This is a genomic window from Acinetobacter sp. CIP-A165 (genome assembly GCF_000367985.1).
GTDB lineage: Bacteria > Pseudomonadota > Gammaproteobacteria > Pseudomonadales > Moraxellaceae > Acinetobacter.
Genome location: NZ_KB849202.1, coordinates 682,160 through 702,274 on the forward strand (window position 1 = coordinate 682,160; position 20,115 = coordinate 702,274).

At 39.5% G+C, this 20,115-nt stretch carries 20 protein-coding genes; 10 read left to right on the top strand and 10 right to left on the bottom strand.

Going from position 1 to position 20,115, the window contains the following annotated elements:
* The first annotated feature begins 171 nt into the window (after positions 1–171).
* The gene (locus F991_RS08720) at positions 172–2,223 is read left to right on the top strand and encodes a sensor domain-containing protein (RefSeq protein ID WP_004670640.1); all 2,052 of its coding nucleotides are present in this window, start codon (positions 172–174) and stop codon (positions 2,221–2,223) included.
* 64 nt (positions 2,224–2,287) lie between these two features.
* Here the strand turns inward: F991_RS08720 and F991_RS08725 are convergent, their stop codons facing one another.
* Together F991_RS08725 and F991_RS08730 are read right to left on the bottom strand one after the other, a co-directional pair.
* Entirely contained in the window at positions 2,288–3,289 is a 1,002-nt protein-coding gene (locus tag F991_RS08725; protein ID WP_171063431.1) for an LLM class flavin-dependent oxidoreductase, read from the bottom strand.
* Positions 3,290–3,429: 140 nt separating this feature from the next.
* On the bottom strand, positions 3,430–3,933 hold the full coding sequence (locus tag F991_RS08730) for a glycine zipper 2TM domain-containing protein (protein ID WP_004670642.1): 504 nt from the start codon (positions 3,931–3,933) through the stop codon (positions 3,430–3,432).
* A gap of 250 nt (positions 3,934–4,183) precedes the next feature.
* Between F991_RS08730 and F991_RS08735 the strand changes: the two genes are divergently transcribed.
* Complete coding sequence (locus F991_RS08735; RefSeq protein ID WP_004670643.1) at positions 4,184–4,897, top strand: pseudouridine synthase; 714 nt, start codon at positions 4,184–4,186, stop codon at positions 4,895–4,897.
* Here F991_RS08735 and F991_RS08740 read toward each other — a convergent pair whose 3' ends face one another.
* The 3 genes from F991_RS08740 to F991_RS08750 all read right to left on the bottom strand — a co-directional run bounded on the left by F991_RS08740 (position 4,898) and on the right by F991_RS08750 (position 6,767).
* Positions 4,898–5,341: a GNAT family N-acetyltransferase gene (locus F991_RS08740; protein WP_004670644.1), complete on the bottom strand. Its 444-nt coding sequence runs from the start codon at positions 5,339–5,341 to the stop codon at positions 4,898–4,900.
* A 99-nt stretch (positions 5,342–5,440) separates the two neighbouring features.
* Positions 5,441–5,749 carry a type II toxin-antitoxin system RelB/DinJ family antitoxin gene (locus F991_RS08745; RefSeq protein ID WP_004670645.1) on the bottom strand — a complete coding sequence of 103 codons (309 nt, stop codon included), beginning with the start codon at positions 5,747–5,749 and terminating at the stop codon, positions 5,441–5,443.
* Between the two features lie 109 nt (positions 5,750–5,858).
* Positions 5,859–6,767 carry a pseudouridine synthase gene (locus F991_RS08750; RefSeq protein WP_004670646.1) on the bottom strand — a complete coding sequence of 303 codons (909 nt, stop codon included), beginning with the start codon at positions 6,765–6,767 and terminating at the stop codon, positions 5,859–5,861.
* Between the two features lie 117 nt (positions 6,768–6,884).
* Between F991_RS08750 and tsaE the strand changes: the two genes are divergently transcribed.
* The 7 genes from tsaE to F991_RS08785 all read left to right on the top strand — a co-directional run bounded on the left by tsaE (position 6,885) and on the right by F991_RS08785 (position 13,630).
* Positions 6,885–7,361 (top strand): tRNA (adenosine(37)-N6)-threonylcarbamoyltransferase complex ATPase subunit type 1 TsaE, encoded by a 477-nt coding sequence (gene tsaE, locus F991_RS08755; protein WP_004670647.1) that lies wholly within the window; start codon positions 6,885–6,887, stop codon positions 7,359–7,361.
* Positions 7,351–9,303: a DNA mismatch repair endonuclease MutL gene (mutL, locus tag F991_RS08760; RefSeq protein ID WP_004670648.1), complete on the top strand. Its 1,953-nt coding sequence runs from the start codon at positions 7,351–7,353 to the stop codon at positions 9,301–9,303. Before tsaE ends, mutL begins: the two co-directional genes overlap by 11 nt.
* A gap of 6 nt (positions 9,304–9,309) precedes the next feature.
* A complete protein-coding gene (miaA, locus tag F991_RS08765; protein WP_004670649.1) occupies positions 9,310–10,254 on the top strand; it encodes a tRNA (adenosine(37)-N6)-dimethylallyltransferase MiaA in 945 nt (314 codons plus the stop codon).
* Positions 10,255–10,344: 90 nt separating this feature from the next.
* Positions 10,345–10,869: an RNA chaperone Hfq gene (hfq, locus tag F991_RS08770; protein ID WP_004670650.1), complete on the top strand. Its 525-nt coding sequence runs from the start codon at positions 10,345–10,347 to the stop codon at positions 10,867–10,869.
* Positions 10,870–11,235: 366 nt separating this feature from the next.
* The gene (locus F991_RS08775) at positions 11,236–12,093 is read left to right on the top strand and encodes an EamA family transporter (protein ID WP_034595520.1); all 858 of its coding nucleotides are present in this window, start codon (positions 11,236–11,238) and stop codon (positions 12,091–12,093) included.
* A gap of 245 nt (positions 12,094–12,338) precedes the next feature.
* On the top strand, positions 12,339–12,935 hold the full coding sequence (locus F991_RS08780; protein ID WP_004670652.1) for a TetR/AcrR family transcriptional regulator: 597 nt from the start codon (positions 12,339–12,341) through the stop codon (positions 12,933–12,935).
* Between the two features lie 68 nt (positions 12,936–13,003).
* The gene (locus F991_RS08785; protein WP_004670653.1) at positions 13,004–13,630 is read left to right on the top strand and encodes an NAD(P)H-dependent oxidoreductase; all 627 of its coding nucleotides are present in this window, start codon (positions 13,004–13,006) and stop codon (positions 13,628–13,630) included.
* Between the two features lie 115 nt (positions 13,631–13,745).
* Here F991_RS08785 and F991_RS08790 read toward each other — a convergent pair whose 3' ends face one another.
* The 3 genes from F991_RS08790 to F991_RS08800 form a co-directional block, all read right to left on the bottom strand.
* On the bottom strand, positions 13,746–14,399 hold the full coding sequence (locus F991_RS08790; protein ID WP_004670654.1) for an oxygen-insensitive NAD(P)H nitroreductase: 654 nt from the start codon (positions 14,397–14,399) through the stop codon (positions 13,746–13,748).
* A 182-nt stretch (positions 14,400–14,581) separates the two neighbouring features.
* Entirely contained in the window at positions 14,582–15,298 is a 717-nt protein-coding gene (locus F991_RS08795; RefSeq protein ID WP_004670655.1) for a UDP-2,3-diacylglucosamine diphosphatase, read from the bottom strand.
* Positions 15,299–15,397: 99 nt separating this feature from the next.
* Positions 15,398–15,907, bottom strand: a complete 510-nt coding sequence (locus tag F991_RS08800; protein ID WP_004670656.1) for a peptidylprolyl isomerase — start codon at positions 15,905–15,907, stop codon at positions 15,398–15,400.
* Between the two features lie 168 nt (positions 15,908–16,075).
* On the opposite strand from F991_RS08800, the gene F991_RS08805 reads away from it, so the two are divergent.
* Positions 16,076–17,803, top strand: a complete 1,728-nt coding sequence (locus F991_RS08805; RefSeq protein WP_004670657.1) for a glutamine--tRNA ligase/YqeY domain fusion protein — start codon at positions 16,076–16,078, stop codon at positions 17,801–17,803.
* A 92-nt stretch (positions 17,804–17,895) separates the two neighbouring features.
* On the opposite strand, the gene F991_RS08810 is transcribed toward F991_RS08805, so the two are convergent.
* Positions 17,896–18,207: a hypothetical protein gene (locus F991_RS08810; RefSeq protein WP_004670658.1), complete on the bottom strand. Its 312-nt coding sequence runs from the start codon at positions 18,205–18,207 to the stop codon at positions 17,896–17,898.
* Between the two features lie 158 nt (positions 18,208–18,365).
* Positions 18,366–19,931 (bottom strand): alkyl hydroperoxide reductase subunit F, encoded by a 1,566-nt coding sequence (ahpF, locus tag F991_RS08815; RefSeq protein ID WP_004670659.1) that lies wholly within the window; start codon positions 19,929–19,931, stop codon positions 18,366–18,368.
* Positions 19,932–20,115 lie beyond the last annotated feature (184 nt).

Here is a 20,115-nt window from a genome sequence, read left to right on the forward strand (position 1 = left end):
GTTTATGATAAAATATTGTGATACAAATCTCACTTTTGCTATAATTGATGGTATGTGGTTTTTATTGCAACTGAACATCTTGAAATAAAGAATTCTGTTTGAACGTAAAGCCAGTAAAGTTATTTAAAAGCATGTGAATTCTTGGCTTTAACTTTTCAATCAAACCATCAAATGAACGAAGTCCAGCAAAACGTTTTCAATAGTATACCGAGTCTAGTCTGGTTGCTTTCAGATCAGGGTGACGCTTATTTTTTCAATAGCGTCAGCCAAGAATATATCGGTTTAAATGAATTAGAGAAGTTCAAAAAAAATTGGATGGATTTGATCCATTCAGACGATATTTCGGTTTTTCAAAGCGAATGGCTACAAGCATTCTCATATAAAACTCCTTTTCATGTTGAGTGCCGATTGAAACATCGATCAGGTGCATATCGATGGTTTTTATTGTCTGCAAAACTTGTAGCAAACAACTCTGGTGATCATGCATATTGGTTTATTAATAGTGTCGATATTCATGAAACCAAACAATATCAACAAAATCTAGTGCAATGTATTAATGCGCAAACCAACATGCTTGATAATAGCGTGGATTGCATCAAACTCTTAGATGTAGATGGTTGTTTACTGCATGTAAATAGAACTGGATGTATTGCCTTAAATATTCCCGAAAGCAATCATCGATTTGGGATGAAGTGGACAGAGCTTTTAGCGCCTGAAGTACGATCAAAGGCAAATTATGCATTAAAGACGGCACTTAAAGGTAAAACCGCTCGTTTTCGTGGCATGAGTGGTCACGGAGAAGATAAGCAATATTGGGACAATTTACTCACGCCGATATTAAATGATAACGGTCAAGTTGTGCAGATTCTTTGTCTGTCTCGTGATGTAACTGCTCAAAGACAAACAGAAATTCAACTGCGCATTTCGAGTGAATTGGATGAATTGACAGGATTGTACAATCGTCGTTTCTTTAAACTACAACTTAAACGTGCATTGCAAAGACATAAAAAGAGTGAAAAGTTTCTTGGTTTAATGTTGTTAGATTTAGATTATTTTAAACATGTCAATGATACGCTTGGGCACGCTGCAGGAGATCACTTACTGCGTGTTTTATCGAAGCGAATAGAAAACAATCTACCCGAAAATACTTTTGTGGCGCGTTTAGGCGGTGATGAGTTTGCTATTTTAGTCAATGGAATTGATGCTGAGTTTGATCTTGAAAAAGTTGCAATTGAAGTTAGTCGACAGTTAGATGCACCAATCACGTATGCGGGTAATTTAATTAATGGCAGCATGAGTATTGGCTGTGCGATTTACCCACGAGATGCAAAAGATTCCTTGAATTTAATGAAATGTGCAGATACCGCATTAAATGATTTAAAAGCCACGGGGCGCGGTGGTTTTCGTATGTTTAATCAACAGATGCAGGTTGCTGCGCAAAATATCGCCATTCAATTAACTGAAGCACGTCATATTATTCGTGATGATCTTATGGTTCCGTTCTATCAACCTAAGGTGCGCTTATCTGATGGCAAGGTCGTTGGATTTGAAGCATTGTTACGTTGGCAAACGGACGATAAGCGTATTCATTCACCTATTAATATTGAACAAGCTTTTCAGGATTATGTGTTAGCTACACGAATTAGTGATGCGATACAAAATAAAGTTTTTAACAATATTGCCATGTGGATTGAGCAAGGGTTGGCTGTTGTTCCTGTCTCGATTAATGTAGCGCCTGTTGAATTTCTTAAAGATAATTATGCTGAGCGCTTATTGTATCGTTTGAACCTGTATAAAATTCCGCATCATTTGGTCGAGATAGAAATCACAGAACACATTTTGGATGATCGTGGTTCTGACTATGTGATTCGGGCATTAAATTTGCTCAAACAGCAGGGCGTTAAGATTGCACTTGATGACTTTGGAACAGGGCATTCATCACTTACAAGATTAAGGGATTATCCTGTAGATTGTTTGAAAATTGACTGCGATTTTATTCGTCAAATGAATAGTGACGAGGCGATTTTAGCAATCGTGCAAGCAATTATTGCTTTAGGGCCAAAGTTATCTTTGGATATCGTTGCTGAAGGTATTGAAAATGCTGAGCAATTAGAGTTGCTGAAACAATTTGGCTGCTCGATCGGGCAAGGTTATTTATTTAGCCGAGCAGTCAATATGCAACAAGCGACACACATGCTGAAACGTGAAATGCACCTCTATTGATTTACTGAAGAAGCGAAAACAACAAGGCTTAAATTGAATAAGCCTTGTGGATGGAATCGAGACATTAATTATTTTTAATATCCATCAATAGACTAAAGTTGTCTAAGCGTTTTTGTGTGTCATAAATATCACAAGTGAAAATAAACTCATCTACATCATATTGAGCCGCGATTTTATTTAAGCCAGCTTTAACGGTATCTTGAGAACCAATTTGAGCCATTGCATAAAAGTTTTGAATCGCCAGTTGCTCAGCACCAGTTGCAAGACCTTGTGTAGAATCAATCGGTGGCTTGAGTTTTAAGCTATGACCACGAATCAGATTTAAAATACGCTGATATGAACTGGTTGCTAAATATTGTGCGTCTTCATCTGTTGCCGCGACGACAGTGGGAACACCCATTGAAATATATGGTTTCTCCAAATATTCTGAAGCTTGGAAATTCTCGCGATAGATTTCGATGGCTTGACCTAACATTCTTGGCGCAAAGTGCGAAGCAAATGAATAGGGAAGTCCGAGCTTTGCCGCGAGCTGTGCGCTAAACAGACTTGAACCCAATAACCAAACTGGTACATGCGTATTTTGCCCAGGCGTGGCAATAATTCTTTGGTTGGGTTGAGGTGCTTTAAAGTATTGTAAGATTTCCATCACATCTTGAGGAAATTGATCTTCTGTTTCTTTACGTCCACGACGTAATGCACGCATAGTGAGCGGATCTGTTCCAGGTGCACGCCCCAATCCAAGTTCAAAACGATTTGGGTAAAGCGTCGCTAATGTTCCAAACTGTTCCGCCACAACCAATGGTGCATGATTGGGAAGCATGATGCCACCTGAGCCTAAACGAATATGCTGAGTATTCGCTGCGATGAAACCTAATAGCACTGCGGTTGCAGAACTGGCGATACCATCCATGTTGTGGTGTTCTGCTAACCAAAATCGTTCATAGCCTAAATTTTCAGCATGTTGTGCGAGTTCAAGTGCATGGCGCAGTGAGAACTCAATACTTTGATCGTCTCGAACGGGCGCTAACTCTAAAATGGAAAACTTAATATCTTGCAATGATTTCATCATCGATTCTCATAACTATATATCGACATAATACGATATATACTTGAGTCTGTATATCTATTTTATTCGATATAATGTTTCGAACCTATACAACAAAAAAAGCACCCGAAGGTGCTAAAGAGGTAACGCATATGCTTTTATTAACGGTTCTTGTACCAACCGCGATGTAGTCCATTGTCGTGACGAGCGTTTTTACGTGAATTATAATGACGACGATCATCATAGCGACGGTTGTCATAAGCGCGACGATTATCATAACGACGATTATCGGCATCACGATCTTGTCCGACTTTATTGCCTAAGGCTGCACCACCAGCCGCACCGACTGCTGCGCCAATATATCCACCATTGGTACCACCCATGTTATTACCAACAGTATAGCCACCGACACCACCTAAACCGCCACCAATTGCAGCTTCAGTACGATTACGTTTATTGCTAGATGCTGCGGCTCCACCAGCGCCACCGATTGCAGACCCAATCATTGCACCAGTATGCCCACCGAGCTCTTTACCAACTGCTGTACCAACCACACTGCCTAAAGCCGATGTTGCAGCAACACGTGTTGTATTATTTGCATGAGCAACAGACATCATTGAAGCGCTTGCTAATAGAAGGCTACATAACCAAATATTCGATTTCATGGTGAAACTCCTTGTCCTTTATTTGTGGGACAATATTCTTGATAACTTGAGATAAATGTAACAAGACTTTCGAGTAGAAATATGGAGTGCAACCTCTAGATTGATAGAGTTTAACGAGGGTTTTGTAGGGGTTGTATTACATATGGAGAAATTGTGAATAAAATATAAAGATAAAGAATGATGAGAAAGCAAACAACAGCAGCAGACACAATCAAGTACAATAGGCTGAGTTTTGATTTAGGGTTTGGTTATGCTGTTGGAAAAAATATTGCAATCTCAAGGTTTTGGTTCACGTAAGTATTGCCAACAGTTAATTAAAAATGGTGCTGTATGCATTGAAAACCAAGTATGTGATAATCCAAAACAGAACTTTAATCTTGACCAGCTGCATTTTCAGGTTTTTGGTGAAGACTATTTATATCGAGAACATGTTTATCTTGCATTAAACAAACCGCAAGGTTATGAGTGTTCACATCAAGCAACCCATCATAAAAGTGTATTTAGTTTATTGCCTGAGATACTTATTCATCGTGGTATTCAGTGTGTAGGACGTTTAGATCAAGATACAACGGGTCTTTTATTGTTGACAGATGATGGTCAGTATCTACAGTCGCTTACTCATCCACGTAAACATGTACCTAAGGTCTATCATGTGACTACGGCAGATCCAGTAACAACTGAACAAAAACACCAATTAGAGTTGGGCGTGGAACTACGTAATGAAAAAGGTATTTATGCGGCAACTGATGTTCAGTTAATCTCAGAAAATCAGCTTTCAATGACCATTCATCAAGGCGTCTATCATCAAGTCAAACGCATGTTGGCAGCCGTGGGTAATAAAGTTGAATCTTTACATAGGCATCAAATCGGATTGCTCGAACTTCCTCAGCTCGACGAAAGCGAGTATATCTATTTAACACCTTCGCAAAAGCAGTTGAGTCAGAATATTCAATTGGATGAGTAATTATTTTAAAAAGCAGTGAAAGGTTTTAAATTCATCATCATGGATAAATCCCATTTTTTCATAGAGCTGATGGGATTGGTAATTATTCTTTTGCGTTTCAAGGCTAATGCGTTGTGCATTTTCATGACGAGCAAACAGGATAGCGGTATCGATCAATTGTTTTGCAGAACCTTGTTTCCGATAAGTCGGGGTAACGTAGACATCATCTAATACATAGTAGGTTTCACAAGCAACGGATGAAAAGGCGAGATAAAGTAAAACGAAGCCGGTAAAAATTTCATCTTTTACATGAATAAAAATGACACTGTCTTTGTTGTCAAATCGATGATTTAAAAATTGAAAAGACTGCACAACATTGGATGAAGCACCGTAGAACTGACGATATTCATCAAATAAGACTGCCAATTGATGCAGGTCTTCTTTGGTTGCTCGCTTTACAATCATCCTTAATTCATCCTATAGCTTATCGTTTTATTTGGACTGTCAGGATAGCGAAAAAAATTCAGCTTAAAAATTAAAAACTTGTGTATAAATGCGACATTGTTAAGTTTTGTCACTTTCACCTAAAAGCGCATTCAGCTCTTCAAATAAATCCTCGTGATCATCTTCAATATTCACATCTGATGGATTTTCTGTTGTTGCAGTCGCTTTTGATTTCCGCAGTTTGAGCAATTGTTCCATATTGATATTTTGGTTTTCAATTGCAAAGGGAATAGATTTGGTAAGCACCACCTGTTTAAAGAAAAGGCGGACTGCTTGAGCAGGGGAGATACCAAGCTGTTTAAAAACGGCAAAGGCTTGTTTCTTTTCCTGTGAATCAAGTCGAACCTGATAAACTTCTGTTTTTCGCATGAAGAATAAGACCAAATATTTTTAGTTATGGTCATGTATTTTAAACGATCACAATGTAATTTCAATATTTTTGCAGTGAAAAAATAGAATTTTTGTCATTACGTTGTGTTTACAGTGTTAGTTCATAGTTAGAACTAAAGCTCATTTGTATATCCAAAATGGGATCTATGAAGTGAATTGCTTTTGCAAGTAATTGTAAAGGATGACTAAAGTCTTCATCTACTTTGTGCACAATGGCTGGATAAAATGAATCATTTAGGATTGGAATACCGAGATAATTGAGATGTACACGCAACTGATGTTGTTTACCAGTTTTGGGTTTGAGTAAATATTTTGCGTATTGTTGCTGATATTCTAATAATTCAATCAGTGTCTCGCTGTTACTGGGTTTGTCAGCATTGACTTGCATGGTGTAAAAAGGATCACTTTTTTCTAAATGCAACTGCAAGGTCTGTGGGAATTTGAGTTCAGGACGATAAGCAGCGATGGCGTGATAGGTTTTTTGAACCTTTCGTTCAGCGAACAATTGTTGATAAATACCACGTGATTCTGCTCGTTTACAGAATAAAACCACACCTGCTGTTTCTCGGTCAAGCCGATGGATTGGGGTTAAATCGAAATAGCCAGTCCGTTTTTTTAACCGAACCAATAAGGTTTCCTGAACGTATTGACCCGTTGGGCTCATCGTTAAAAAATGCGGTTTGTCGACGACGAGCAAGTCTTCATTTTCAAACAGAATTTCGTGTTGAAAGGGCACGTGGATTTCATACGCCAAAAAACGATAATAAAAAATGTGAGTGTTAGGTGTATACAAACTGTCTATTTTTAAAATAGAACCATCGGCTGCATAGATGAGTTCGTCTTTAAATCGTTGCTGCCATTCTGATGCTTGAATATGTGGAAAATGCTGACACAAATACTCAAAAATAGTAGGTGTAGAAATATCATTGGGTAAAAAAACTTTACTGGCACTCACGCCATTGATGAGTGGTGGTGTGAATTCAATGAGGGGTTTCATGCAACAATACTAACCTAGAGTGAACGCTGTAAAATAAGCCAGTTTAAAAGCTGTTTATTAGGCTTTAAAGCAGCGCAATGTTATCATAGCCACCATCCCAATTTTGTTTTATTTGCCATGTCATATTCAGTGAAATTTACCTTAAATCATGAACAAGACACTCAACATTTTGCACAAGTGCTTTCTCAACATGTGCATTCAGGCGTTATTTATTTAATTGGGGATCTTGGTGCAGGCAAAACTACATTTACACGCTATTTTCTACAACATTTAGGGCATCAGGGTTCGGTCAAAAGTCCAACGTATACGTTGGTAGAACCGTATACGATTCAGGGGAAAGAAATTTTCCATTTTGATCTATATCGCTTAGATGATCCTTATGAATTGGAGCTGATGGGAATCCGTGATTATTTGGAAATAGAGGATGCATTATTCTTATTTGAATGGCCATCTAAAGGCGGTGATGAAATTCCCAAAGCGGATGTTGTTGTTGATATCCAAAAATCGAACGATGAATTAACCCGATTTGTAACTTTAACCGTTAACTCCGAATTGTTATCCCAAACTTTGCAGGAACAATTGAATGGTGCATGATTCAACCCGTCGTATTCATACACTCAATGCCGCTTTAGCCAACCAGATTGCTGCGGGTGAGGTGATTGAACGCCCATCCTCAGTGGTGAAAGAGTTATTAGAAAACTCGATTGATGCGGGTTCAACTGAGCTGATTATTCGTATTGCTCAAGGTGGTTCGACCCTGATCGAAATCATTGATAATGGCAACGGCATTCACGCTGAAGATTTACCATTGGCGGTGATGCGTCATGCCACCAGTAAAATTCAAACAGCTGAAGATTTACATGCCATTGTAAGCTTAGGTTTTCGGGGGGAGGCATTAGCTTCTATTGCTGCGGTTTCAAGGTTGACATTGACCAGTAGCCAAGATGAAGACGGGGTTGGTTATCAAGTTGAAGTCAATGGTACGGCTTTTGATCACCAACAAGTACAAGCTGTCGCAGCACAAAAAGGCACACATATTCGCGTGCAGGATTTATTTTTTAATGTGCCTGCTCGCCGTAAATTTTTAAAAAAACCAAGCACAGAATTTGGCCACATTGAAGAAATTGTACGCCGTTTGGCTTTAACCCATTTCGATATTCGTTTTGTACTGGAGCATAACGATCATATCCGTTTGAATTTACCGATTGCGGATAGTGGCGAGCTGCGTTACCAACGGGTACAACAATTACTAGGTCAACAATTTATTCAAAATGCCTATTGGATTGATGCCGAAAGTATCAATATGCGATTGTCGGGTTGGTTAGGTCATCCTTCAGATGCCAGAGCACAGGCCGATATGCAATATGTTTATGTGAATGGTCGTATTGTTAAAGACAAAACCATTTCCCATGCGTTGCGTATGGCCTATGAAGGGATTTTGCATGGACATCAACATTCTTCTTATTTGTTGTTTCTAGAAGTAGATCCTGAAAATATTGATGTCAATGTCCATCCGACTAAGCATGAAATCCGTTTTTTGAATCAGCGTGAAGTACATGAGTTCGTACGTCACTATGCCAAAGCAACTTTATCTCAGTTTCAAACCGCCAGTGCAGATTTAGCACAAGCGATGAAAGTGGATGAACTGGTAACTGAGAATGCCCAATACCAGCCGCAGCCTAAGTATCAAGAACAGTTTCCTTTGCATCGCGTAAATGATGCGATTGAGCCACAGTCGCATGCTCAAAATCAAACTGATGTATCGACAGATTTACTTACTGAGTTTAATCAAAGTCGACCTCAGGCAGTGCAATACAATTCATCTCATTCGCAACAACCAAGATATAATGGCTCTACGCAACTGAATAATGCATTAAAGAGCTATTTATCGCCGTTACGTGATGATGCGGAACTGGATTCGGAACAACAAATACCATCTCGAGTAGATGAATTTCCACTGGGTATTGCGATTGCACAACTGCACGGCATTTATGTTTTGGCACAAAATACCGAAGGCTTAATCATTGTTGATATGCATGCAGCCCATGAACGAATTTTATTACAGCAGATGAAAGCCGCATGGGATAAACCTGAATTTTGGACATCACAACAATTACTGATCCCTAAAATAGTTTCGATTACCCGAATGCAAGCAACACGTATTGACGAGTTGCAATCACAATTGCAACGTTTGGGCTTGGAGGTCGATCAGTATGGTGATGAACAAGTCATTGTTCGTGGCGTACCTGCGATTTTACACAAAGCAAATTTTGAAAAACTTATTCCTGAACTACTCAATGATCTTGACCCAAATGACGAAGCGAGAGGGTTGTTGCAAAAGCGTGATGAGTTATTGGCAGGTATGGCGTGTCATGGGGCAGTGCGAGCGCATCGGCAACTGAGTTTGTCAGAGATGAATGCGTTGTTACGTCAAATGGAACAAACTGAATTTGCCAGCCAATGTAATCATGGTCGCCCAACCTGGCGCGCTTTTCCATTGCACCAATTAGATAAATTATTTGCTCGAGGAGAGTAGTTTTACATGTCAAATCAATTGCCCGTGATTAATTTAATGGGGCCTACCGCAAGTGGTAAAACAGCATTGGCATGTGAGCTATATGAGCGTGGTAATTTTGAGTTAATTTCTGTTGATTCCGCTTTGGTGTATAAAGATATGGATATTGGCACTGCGAAACCGACCAAGGAAGAACAAGCGCAATATCCACATCATTTGATTGATATTATTACACCGTTAGAGGTGTATTCGGCGGCTCAATTTGTTGAAGATGTTTGTCCTTTAATTGATGATATGCATGCGCGTGGCAAAACACCGATTTTAGTCGGTGGAACCATGCTGTATTTCAAAGCTTTGCTTGAAGGTCTTGCAGACAATCTGCCAAATGCAGATCAGGCAATACGTGATGCGATTGTTGCAAAAGCCGAGGCGGAAGGCTGGCAGGCAGTTTACGATGAGCTGGTAGCAGTTGATCCTGTTGCAGGTGAAAAATTTAAAGTATCTGATAAACAAAGAATTATTCGAGCATTAGAGGTCTATCGGATTACAGGTGAGCCCATTACAAAATTACAAGCGCAGCAGCCTAAAAATCAACCCTATCGTTACATATTTCATAACTACGCACTGATGCCTGATCGGTTAGAATTACATCAACGCATAGAGCAAAGATTGAGCAAAATGTGGAGCATTGGTTTTTTAAATGAAGTAGAGGAATTAATTAGAAAATACGATTTAAATGATAATTTACCCTCCATGCGGTCTGTGGGTTATCGCCAAGCTTTAGATTTTTTATTAAAAAGTGACCTAAGTCTCAAAAATAAAGTAGAAATGGAGAACAAAGCGTTATTCGCGACACGGCAACTCGCCAAACGTCAATACACTTGGTTACGTTCTTTGCAAGAAATACACGATTTTAAAACTTACGTGACGATAAAGCAGGCGAAAGAAGACTTGCGAAACTTCTTGGGATAAAGCAAAATTCGCAGGCTGTCTTTTTATAATTTTTAGTTGAAAAATAAAGATAGTTTTTTTGCGCTGATTTAAAAATTTTTGGAGTTAAAAATGTCTAAAGGTCAAACTTTACAAGATCCGTTCTTAAATTCTCTCCGTAAAGAACGTATTCCAGTTTCTATTTTCCTTGTGAACGGTATTAAATTGCAGGGTCATATTGAGTCTTTTGATCAATATGTTGTTTTATTAAAGAATACTGTAAGCCAAATGGTTTATAAGCACGCGATTTCTACAGTCGTTCCTGCACGTAATCCACGTCCAGCTGGCGCTCAAGCTACTGGCGGCTTCCCAGCACAAGCTGGCACTACTGGCGGTTTCGGTGGTGGTCAAGGCGGTGCTGCAGGTGGCTTCGGCGGTCAAGGCGGCGGCTTCGGCGGTCAAGGCGGTTTTGGTGGTCAAGGCGGCGGCTTTGGTGGTCAAGGTGGCTTCGGTAGTCAAGGCGGTTTTGGTGGTCAAGGCGGCGGTTTTGGTGGTCAAGGCGGCGGCTTTGGTGGTCAAGGTGGCTTCGGCGGTCAAGGTGGTTTTGACAGCGAAACTAAATTTGAAGATGGTCAAGAAGACGAAAATAATCGTTAATTGATGGATGATCTTTAAAAAAATGCCAGTCTTAAAATAGACTGGCATTTTTATTTGTGCTTTAAGGGTCTGTTGACATTTCAGCCATGCATTGCGTTATAGGCTAAAACAACGCAAACAAGGCATGAAACGTAGGCAATGGCTACTCCCTTGTCAAGTTTCATAACGGAGTTTGAGGAAGTTTTAGCCATAACCCTTCGGGACAGGGATATTTTTTGCCGCTACTGTGTTATGTCTTGCGCATTTAGAATGATTAAATTTTGCAAAACATGCCTTGTATCGACTAAAAATCTTGCGCCAAAAATGGCTCATGTCGCAAGCATCTGTGAAATGTCTACAGCCCCTTATATAAGTTCAAGAATTGCTATGGAAATCATTTTTGCTGCGGCATGTTGTAGCGTTATCGTTTCAATTTTGCTGAAATTTCTAAAAACTAAAGGTTTTGATGTTTTACAAATGATTGCATGGAACTATTTCAGTGCAAGCATTCTATGTTTCTATTGGTTTAAAACCGATATTACCCATATCTCATGGGCGCATACACCTTGGTGGTTAATTTTAATCCTTGCTGTGTTATTGCCTAGTATTTTCTTGTGTTTAGCAAAGTCATTACAATACGCTGGGATTTTAAAGACAGAAATAGCTCAACGGCTAGCAGTAATACTTTCTTTGTTAGCCGCCTATTTTATTTTTGCGGAACAGTTTAGCCAATTAAAATTAATCGGTGTTGTTTTAGGTGTGATTGCGATATTGGCGATTATTTTTGGTCAAGCAACTGAAAACACCAATAAAAGTTTAAATCTAAAATCGGCACTATTTTTATTTTTTGTATGGGCGGGCTACGCTGCGATTGATGTATTGCTCAAATATAGTAGCAGTCTGGGTTTACAGTTTGCTGTCACGTTAAATTTAACTTTTATTGGCGCATTTATTCTGTCGATCGCTTATCTTGCAGTGACTCAGCCACATTGGCAGCCAAAGAATATTTTCTTAGGTTTAGTTCTGGGTGGACTTAATTTTGCCAATATTGCTTTATATGTTAAAGCACATATGATTTTTAAAGATACACCAGCCATAGTATTTGCAGGGATGAATATTCTTGTGGTGGTGCTCGGGGTATTGAGTGGTGTGGTCTTATTTAAAGAACGATTAAAAGTCTATACTTGGGTGGGACTGATCTGTGGAATTGTTGCGGTACTGTGTTTAGCCAAAGCGATGATGTAGAAATTGTATATTGTAAAAGCAGGTCTTTTAAATTTTGATTCAAAGAATTTTAATAAAAGATAAGACTTCTTTCTTGAACCACTTGTATCCCTTTCCATGAGAGATGCAAAGTGGGTGTACATAATGATGAAAGCGGTCTATGGGGGTGATACATAGGCATGCATGTAATTATTACTGAAGATAACTGAGTTTAAAGTTGTATTCTAAGTAAAATATACAATGCGAATGATGAGGAGATCGTATATATGACTGGTAAAAGACTAAGCAAAGATGACCGTAGACAGCAGCTTTTACATGTCGCTCGATCGATTATTCGTGAACAGGGTGTTGAAGCGCTAACATTGGGTTACTTAGCGGAACAGGCTGGGATTAGCAAACCAATTGCGTATCGGCATTTTAAAGATAAAGAAGGTTTATTAATCGCCATCTATAAAGAATTTAGTGACAAACAAAAACAGGATTTATCCAGCGCATTAGTACAGCATGCAAATAGCTTAGACCAAACCATTCATATTTTTTGTAGCGCGTGTTTGAAATTTCATATTGCAATGGGTCCTGAGGTGGGTTTGGTTGTTGCTGCACTTTCTGGCACTGATATTCTGCAAACTTATTTACAACAATGCCAACAAGAGTTTATCGATATTTTTAAAGAGAGTGTTCATCCCTTTATTCAACTCGAAGCTCAAGATGGTGAAGCAATCATTATCGCAATAACAGGACTGATGGAAGCAGTTTGTGTGGCGGCAAGTAATAATGTAATCGACGCTTCGGCTGCACAAAAGGTGATGGAAAATTCTATTCTTCTTATACTCCATGATTTTTTAAACAAAGTGAATGTTTGACAGAGACTATTGATCACATAAGTTACTAATGGTAACTTATGTATTATAATATCTCTGGAATAATATTTATGTCGATTTTAGAACAAAACAAAAATGCATTGGTTGTCATTGCTCACCCGGACATGAAGTCTTTATCGCATCAAATCTCACACCATATCGCGAGGCATTTGACTCAGCAGGGAATGAATGTCGAAATTGCTGACTTGTATAAAGAGGACTTTAAACCAGCTATCACCATTCCTGATCTCAAGGCCTATCGTGGTCAGCAAACATTGGGCAATGATATTTTGTTGGAACAAGCACGTTTTGACCGTGCCGATATCGTTTATTTTGTTTTCCCTATCTATTGGTGGTCTATTCCTGCTGTTTTAAAAGGTTGGTTTGAACGTGTATTTACCCACGGTTGGGCTTTTAAAGTAGATGATCAGGCTGTGTTGACTGGCGAGCTTAAAAAGATACCTATAAAACTGATTGCAACGGGTACGGGAGATCAGGCTGGATATGATAAGCATGGCTATACTCAAGCAATACGCACACAGGTTGTAGAAGGAATTTTTGGTTTTTGTGGCATAGAAGATGTGCAAACATCGATTCTCTATAATTCTGATTTTATTCAGGCTGAAGATCTACAGACATTTTTAAAAGAACTTGATACGACGGTTTTAGATATAAATCAGCAAAGTGTGAGTTGTTAGATAAATACTTTTAGATAGATCAAGTAAAAAGCGGCTTTAACAAGTACGTACTTGATCTATCTATCGCTAATGTTGAGAATTAAACGAGCGCGGTTTTCCGCTACAAATTCGAAAATTATAAACGAGTAAAAATAACTTCCTCTGGAAGTCGTGATTTTGGCAAAACCGCATTGAAATCTTGTTCACTACGATAACCCAAAGCGACGATGACAGAGGCTTTTAAACCTTTTTCGGTTAAACCAAATTCTTGATCAATGGTATTCCGATCAAAACCTTCCATCGGTGTCGCATCAATCCCTTCAAGCCCCGCAGCAAAAAGGAGTTGCCCCAGTGCTAAGTAAGTTTGATTTTCCATCCACGCAGAAAGATTTTTCAATTCGTTGCGATAAAACTCAACGTAACCTTGACGTGTATCTCGTTGACCTTGTTTAGCTGCCTCATCTTTAAAGCGACCACTGGCGGCATCTTGTTGAAGTAGTTGTTCTAAGTATTCAGGTGTGATGTCGGTACGGGTACAAAAGACCAAAGTATGTGAAGAGTTTAATACTTTAGCTGCATTATAAATGTAATTGCCTGTCAGACCTGCTGCAATACGTTGTTTGGCTTCGTCTGTCTCTGCGACAAGGAAATGCCAAGGTTGAATATTTACAGAAGATGGGCTAAAGCGTAAAACTTCTAAGAGTTTTTCGAATTGTTGCTTTGGGATTTTTTTATTTGCATCGTAAGCTTTAGTTGCATAACGTGTTTTTGCAGTAAGTAGTGTATCCATGTTTTTGAATCCAATTAAAACTCGCTTTATTCTACTGGATATATATTTCCCTGAAAGTAGCTAAATGTGATTTCTATATAGATTTAAGTCGTATAGGAGTGAGCCGTAGCAGTGATTTTTCAAGTGAATAAGCGTAAGTGTAAAATAAGGGCAATGATTGATGATTTAAATATCAACTGGTCCTAATATGACCACTGTTTAAAATCGAATTGATCATTTTCTTGCTCATTGATTTCTAAAATCCAAGCCGAATTTGCGCGCCAGTCACCCAATACGATACGTCGTTTATTGCCTAGTTGATGGATGTTAGGACGGTGTGTATGCCCATGGACTAAAAGATCGACGTATGTAATCACATTTTCTACAGCTTGTGCATTTACATCCATGATGTCATAGCTTTTCAGTTGTTTGGTTTCACTGCTTTTTTTGCGGAACCCATTGGCGAGTTTTTGTCTAAAACTTAATGGTGTGCGCTTTAAAAAACCGAGTAAAACTGGATTACGAATTATTTTACGGAAACGTTGGTATGCAACATCATCGGTACATAGGGCATCGCCATGTTCGAGGCGAATTTTTTTGTGGTTGATTTCTAGGCTATAGACATCAGGTAATAAAATTCCGTCGAATTGATCTAAGAATTTTTGACCTAAGGCAAAATCACGATTACCCACTTGGAAGTAAACTTGGTTGCCAGCAGAAGTAAATGTTTGTAATGCACTGATAATTTCATTTAACCACGGTGCAGTATAGTCATCACCGATCCATGCGTTAAACCAATCGCCTAAAATGTAGAGTTGGGTATTTTTATTTTTATATTCGTTCAGTAAGTCTAAAAACCCTCGAACGAGTCGAGGGTGATCAGGTGACAAATGTAAATCTGAGATAAATAGGTAAGTCACACTTTTATCCTTTTAATCTCCCTAAATCCCTCTTTAAAAAGAGGGATTTTCCTCCCTTTATAAAGGGACTTGCGTAGCAATGCTACTCAGGAGGGATTATTATTCAGAGATAATTTTAGCAGATTCGATCACAACATTCTCTAAAGGAACGTCTGCATGATAACCACGGTTACCTGTACGTACGCCTTTGATTGCATCTACAACGTCCATACCTTCAACAACTTTACCAAATACGGCATAACCCCAACCTTGAGCTGTTTTGCCTGTGTGGTTTAAGAAAGAGTTATTTTTAACGTTGATGAAGAATTGAGCAGAAGCAGAGTGCGGTGCTTGAGTACGTGCCATTGCAACAGTACCTTCATCGTTACTTAAGCCGGTGTCAGCTTCGTTTTCGATTGAATCACGCGTTGCTTTTTCTTTAAAGTTTTCGTCCATGCCGCCGCCTTGGATCATAAAACCTTCAATCACACGGTGGAAAATTACGCCATCATAGAAACCGTCACGTACATATTCTAAGAAATTTGCAACCGTTTTTGGTGCTTTTTCAGCATTAAGCTCAAGAACAATACGGCCTTTATTGGTGTTTAATTCGACTTGAGGAAAACTCATTACATTAATCTCCTAAACATGGGCAAATTGACCATGGGTTTTTGGTTGAGAGAAGCATAAGCAAACTGTAAACTACAAGGCAAGTAAAAAACGTTAAAATCTTTGAGAAAAAGTAAAGATTGCGTTTTTATTCCCTATTTTTTAACTGTAAGAAGTGATTTACACACTATGAAGCCAAATGATGTTGTTTCAGAACTGCCAAAGACCCCGACACCGAATACTCATGCCTCTGTCGATGCAGCGCAGCAAGAACAACAGGCCGGCTTAGATTTTGTACGCCAAGTAATTAGTGATGATTTAAGCGATGGACGTACCCAAAAAGTTGTTACTCGTTTTCCACCTGAGCCAAATGGTTATTTGCATATTGGTCACGTAAAAGCGATTTGTTTAAACTTTGGTATCGCCGAAGAGTTTGACGGTTTATGTAATTTGCGTTTTGACGATACCAACCCTGACGCTGAAGAACAAGAATATGTGGATGGCATTGCCAATGATGTGAAATGGTTAGGCTTTAACTGGAATGGCGAGCCACGCTATGCTTCGAGTTATTTTGACCAGCTCTATGCATGGGCAGTGCAATTGATTGAACAGGGTGATGCGTATGTTGATTTGCAAACACCTGAAGAAATTAAATTAAATCGCGGTAACTTTGTAGAGCCCGGGAAAAACTCGCCGTATCGTGATGCGACTATTGAAGAGAACTTAGCGCGTTTTGAGCAAATGCGTAATGGTGAAATCCAAGAGGGTGGTGCTGTGTTGCGTGCCAAAATTGATATGGCAAGCCCAAATGTCCATATGCGTGATCCGATTCTTTATCGTGTGTTGCATTCAGAGCATCACCAAACGGGTGATAAATGGAAAATGTATCCAATGTATGACTATGCGCATCCATTGTCTGATGCGATTGAAGGCATTACCCATTCACTTTGTACATTAGAGTTTCAAGATCACCGTCCATTTTATGATTGGATCGTTGCAAAGGTTCATTCTCAAGCTGTACCACGCCAATATGAATCATCACGTTTAAATATTGATTACACCATCACCTCTAAACGTAAGCTGCGTAAGCTCGTTGAAGGTGGTCATGTCAATGGTTGGGATGATCCACGTATGCCAACCGTAGTCGGTATGCGTCGTCGTGGTTTTACCGCTGAGGGTTTACGCGATTTCTGCAAACGAGTAGGCGTGTCAAAAACCGATGGTATCGTTGATGTTGCAATGCTTGAATTTTGTATTCGCCAATCTTTGGAAAATACGGCTGCGCGCGGTATGGCGGTATTGAATCCATTAAAAGTGACATTGACCAATTTGCCTGAAGAATTGGACTTAACCCATGCACGTCATCCAAACGTCGATATGGGTGAACGTATCATTCCTCTAACACGTGAAATTTATATTGATCGTAAAGATTTTGAAGAAGTGCCGCCGAAAGGCTTTAAGCGTTTAATTCCTGAAAGTGAAGTGCGTTTACGTCATGCCTATGTGATTAAATGTGATGAAGTGATTAAAGATACCAACGGTGAGGTGATCGAACTGAAATGTTCAATTGATCCAAATACCTTAGGTAAAAATCCTGAAGGGCGCAAAGTCAAAGGGGTAGTGCATTGGGTATCAGCGAGTAAAGGCGTTCCAGCGGAAGTGCGTATTTATGATCGCTTATTCACAGAGTCGGATCCTGAAACAGGCGATGATTTCTTGGCAAATCTGAATACAAACTCACTGCAAATCGTGCAAGCGGTGGTTGAACCTGCTTTAGCGCAAGCGAAACCTGAAGATCGATTCCAATTTGAACGTGAAGGTTATTTTGTTGCTGATCAATATGATCATGATATCGAAAAACCAGTGTTTAACCGTATTCTTGATTTAAAAGATAGTTTTAAAGTTGAGAAAAAGTAAAAGCCGAGTGGGTTTTCTTCTATTTAAATGATATTTGAAAACCTGAAATAAAAAAGCCTCTGATAACAGAGGCTTTTTTTAATCTCAACGAATTATTGTTGAGCTTTTTCTTTCACATCAGCAGCTGTAGATTCAATAGCACCTGCAGCATTTGCAGCAGCTTCACGTGCAGCAGCTTCGGTATCCGCAGCAGCTTCAGCGGTAGCAGTTGCGGTGTGATCAGCAGCAGCATCGATTTGATCACCAGCAGTGTCAATAGCTGTTGCAACATCATGGCCCGCTTGGTCAGCAGCATGCTCTAAGTGTTCGCCAGTTGTAGCCCCTGTTTCAGGTGCTTTATCTTTATTACAGCCTACAAGAGCAACAGTAGCAGCGAGACCTAAAGCAACAAGTAATTTATTCATTTTCATATTTCCTTTTCATTGTGGCATCCAAAAACAATGGATAGCAAAAATATAAACACAAAGCGGATAGAGAATAAAGTTGAATATTTGTTGATAACTTGTAAAAACACGCACTTACATTTGAAAATGTAAATGCGTGCACATGTTTTTAAGCTGTGTTAATTACCCGAACGAATCATATAATCAAAGGCAGAGAGTGATGCTTTGGCGCCTTCACCCGTCGCAATGATGATTTGTTTGTAAGGCACAGTGGTACAGTCACCCGCAGCAAACACACCTTTGACATTGGTTTCATTACGATCATTTACCATGATCTCACCACGATTGCTGAGTTCAACTGCACTGTCTTTTAGGAAATCGGTGTTGGGTAATAAACCAATTTGAACAAAGATCCCTGCAAGCTCAACCACATGTTCTTCATCAGTGGCACGATCTTTATACTTCAAGCCAGTGACTTGAGAACCATCACCCAACACTTCAGTACTTAATGCATTCAGAATCACGGTGGTATTTGGCAAACTATTTAATTTGTTCTGCAACACTTGATCGGCACGAAGTTTGGTATCAAATTCCACCAACGTGACATGCTCAACGATGCCAGCAAGGTCAATTGCAGCTTCCACACCAGAGTTACCGCCACCAATCACTGCAACACGCTTACCTTTGAAGAGTGGACCGTCACAGTGCGGACAATACGCCACACCACGAGTACGGTATTCTGCTTCACCCGGTACATTCATTTCTCTCCAACGCGCACCTGTAGAAAGAATGATGGTTTTTGATTCAAGCTTGGCACCATTTTCAAGTTCAACTTCAACCAAGCCAGTTGCTGTTTGATCTGCACCGATGATTTTGCTGACACGTTGCAAGTTCATGATATCGACATCATATTCACGCACATGCGCTTCCATCTCGGCAGCAAACTTAGGACCGACAGTTTTTTGTACAGAGGTAAAGTTCTCGATATCCATGGTATCCATCACCTGACCGCCAAAGCGCTCTGCCACGATACCGGTATTGATCCCTTTACGAGCCGCATAGATCGCTGCGGTTGCCCCAGCAGGACCTCCACCGATCACCAAGACATCAAAGGCATCTTTGGCATTGATCGCTGCTGCATCTATCTCAGCTGAGTTTGTGTCTAACTTGGCAAGGATTTCTTCCAAAGTCATACGACCTTGACCAATGTGTTGATCATCTTGGAATACCATTGGTACAGCCAAGATTTTGCGTTGTTCCACTTCGTCTTGGAAGAATGCACCATCAATCATGGTGGTGGTGGTATTTGGATTGTTGATCGCAATCAAGTTCAATGCTTGAACCACATCTGGACAGTTATGACAGCTCAATGAAATAAACACATCAAAGTTTGCCGCGAGATTTAAGCCTTTAATTTGAGTTAAAACTTCATCAGAGACTTTAGGCGCATAACCAGACACTTGTAACAATGCCAAGATCAAAGAGGTAAACTCATGTCCCATCGGCAAGCCAGCAAAGAACACACGTGGCTGTTCACCTACTTTCGCTACCCCAAAACTTGGACGACGAGTATTTGAACCATCAAAACGCGCGGTCACCTGATCAGATAACTCAGCAATTTCAGTGACAAGTTCTTTGATTTTTGCAGCTTTGTCGGAATCATCTAAAGCAGCAACCAACTCGATCGGACTTTCTAAACGTTCTAAATAAGCTTTTAATTGAGTTTTAATATTTTGATCTAACATCGATGTCTCCAAATTCTCAACAATTCAAGTCGGCTAAATTCATTCAATGAGGCTATAGTACGCAAAAGCACTAAATAGGTAAAACAGTATGTTTTTATTGGTTTGATCGGTTTTTTGGATTGATGGTGTGACTGTTGTATTTTTGATCATTGATATCTTTAAAAGTTTGATCAGCATTGATCTT

Excerpts from the sequence above, each read along its gene's own strand:
- F991_RS08720 (WP_004670640.1), top strand. The coding sequence starts at position 172 with ATGAACGAAGTCCAGCAAAACGTTTTCAATAGTATACCGAGTCTAGTC.
- F991_RS08725 (WP_171063431.1), bottom strand. The coding sequence starts at position 3,289 with ATGAAATCATTGCAAGATATTAAGTTTTCCATTTTAGAGTTAGCGCCC.
- F991_RS08730 (WP_004670642.1), bottom strand. The coding sequence starts at position 3,933 with ATGAAATCGAATATTTGGTTATGTAGCCTTCTATTAGCAAGCGCTTCA.
- F991_RS08735 (WP_004670643.1), top strand. The coding sequence starts at position 4,184 with ATGCTGTTGGAAAAAATATTGCAATCTCAAGGTTTTGGTTCACGTAAG.
- F991_RS08740 (WP_004670644.1), bottom strand. The coding sequence starts at position 5,341 with ATGATTGTAAAGCGAGCAACCAAAGAAGACCTGCATCAATTGGCAGTC.
- F991_RS08745 (WP_004670645.1), bottom strand. The coding sequence starts at position 5,749 with ATGCGAAAAACAGAAGTTTATCAGGTTCGACTTGATTCACAGGAAAAG.
- F991_RS08750 (WP_004670646.1), bottom strand. The coding sequence starts at position 6,767 with ATGAAACCCCTCATTGAATTCACACCACCACTCATCAATGGCGTGAGT.
- tsaE (WP_004670647.1), top strand. The coding sequence starts at position 6,885 with ATGTCATATTCAGTGAAATTTACCTTAAATCATGAACAAGACACTCAA.
- mutL (WP_004670648.1), top strand. The coding sequence starts at position 7,351 with ATGGTGCATGATTCAACCCGTCGTATTCATACACTCAATGCCGCTTTA.
- miaA (WP_004670649.1), top strand. The coding sequence starts at position 9,310 with ATGTCAAATCAATTGCCCGTGATTAATTTAATGGGGCCTACCGCAAGT.
- hfq (WP_004670650.1), top strand. The coding sequence starts at position 10,345 with ATGTCTAAAGGTCAAACTTTACAAGATCCGTTCTTAAATTCTCTCCGT.
- F991_RS08775 (WP_034595520.1), top strand. The coding sequence starts at position 11,236 with ATGGAAATCATTTTTGCTGCGGCATGTTGTAGCGTTATCGTTTCAATT.
- F991_RS08780 (WP_004670652.1), top strand. The coding sequence starts at position 12,339 with ATGACTGGTAAAAGACTAAGCAAAGATGACCGTAGACAGCAGCTTTTA.
- F991_RS08785 (WP_004670653.1), top strand. The coding sequence starts at position 13,004 with ATGTCGATTTTAGAACAAAACAAAAATGCATTGGTTGTCATTGCTCAC.
- F991_RS08790 (WP_004670654.1), bottom strand. The coding sequence starts at position 14,399 with ATGGATACACTACTTACTGCAAAAACACGTTATGCAACTAAAGCTTAC.
- F991_RS08800 (WP_004670656.1), bottom strand. The coding sequence starts at position 15,907 with ATGAGTTTTCCTCAAGTCGAATTAAACACCAATAAAGGCCGTATTGTT.
- F991_RS08805 (WP_004670657.1), top strand. The coding sequence starts at position 16,076 with ATGAAGCCAAATGATGTTGTTTCAGAACTGCCAAAGACCCCGACACCG.
- F991_RS08810 (WP_004670658.1), bottom strand. The coding sequence starts at position 18,207 with ATGAATAAATTACTTGTTGCTTTAGGTCTCGCTGCTACTGTTGCTCTT.
- ahpF (WP_004670659.1), bottom strand. The coding sequence starts at position 19,931 with ATGTTAGATCAAAATATTAAAACTCAATTAAAAGCTTATTTAGAACGT.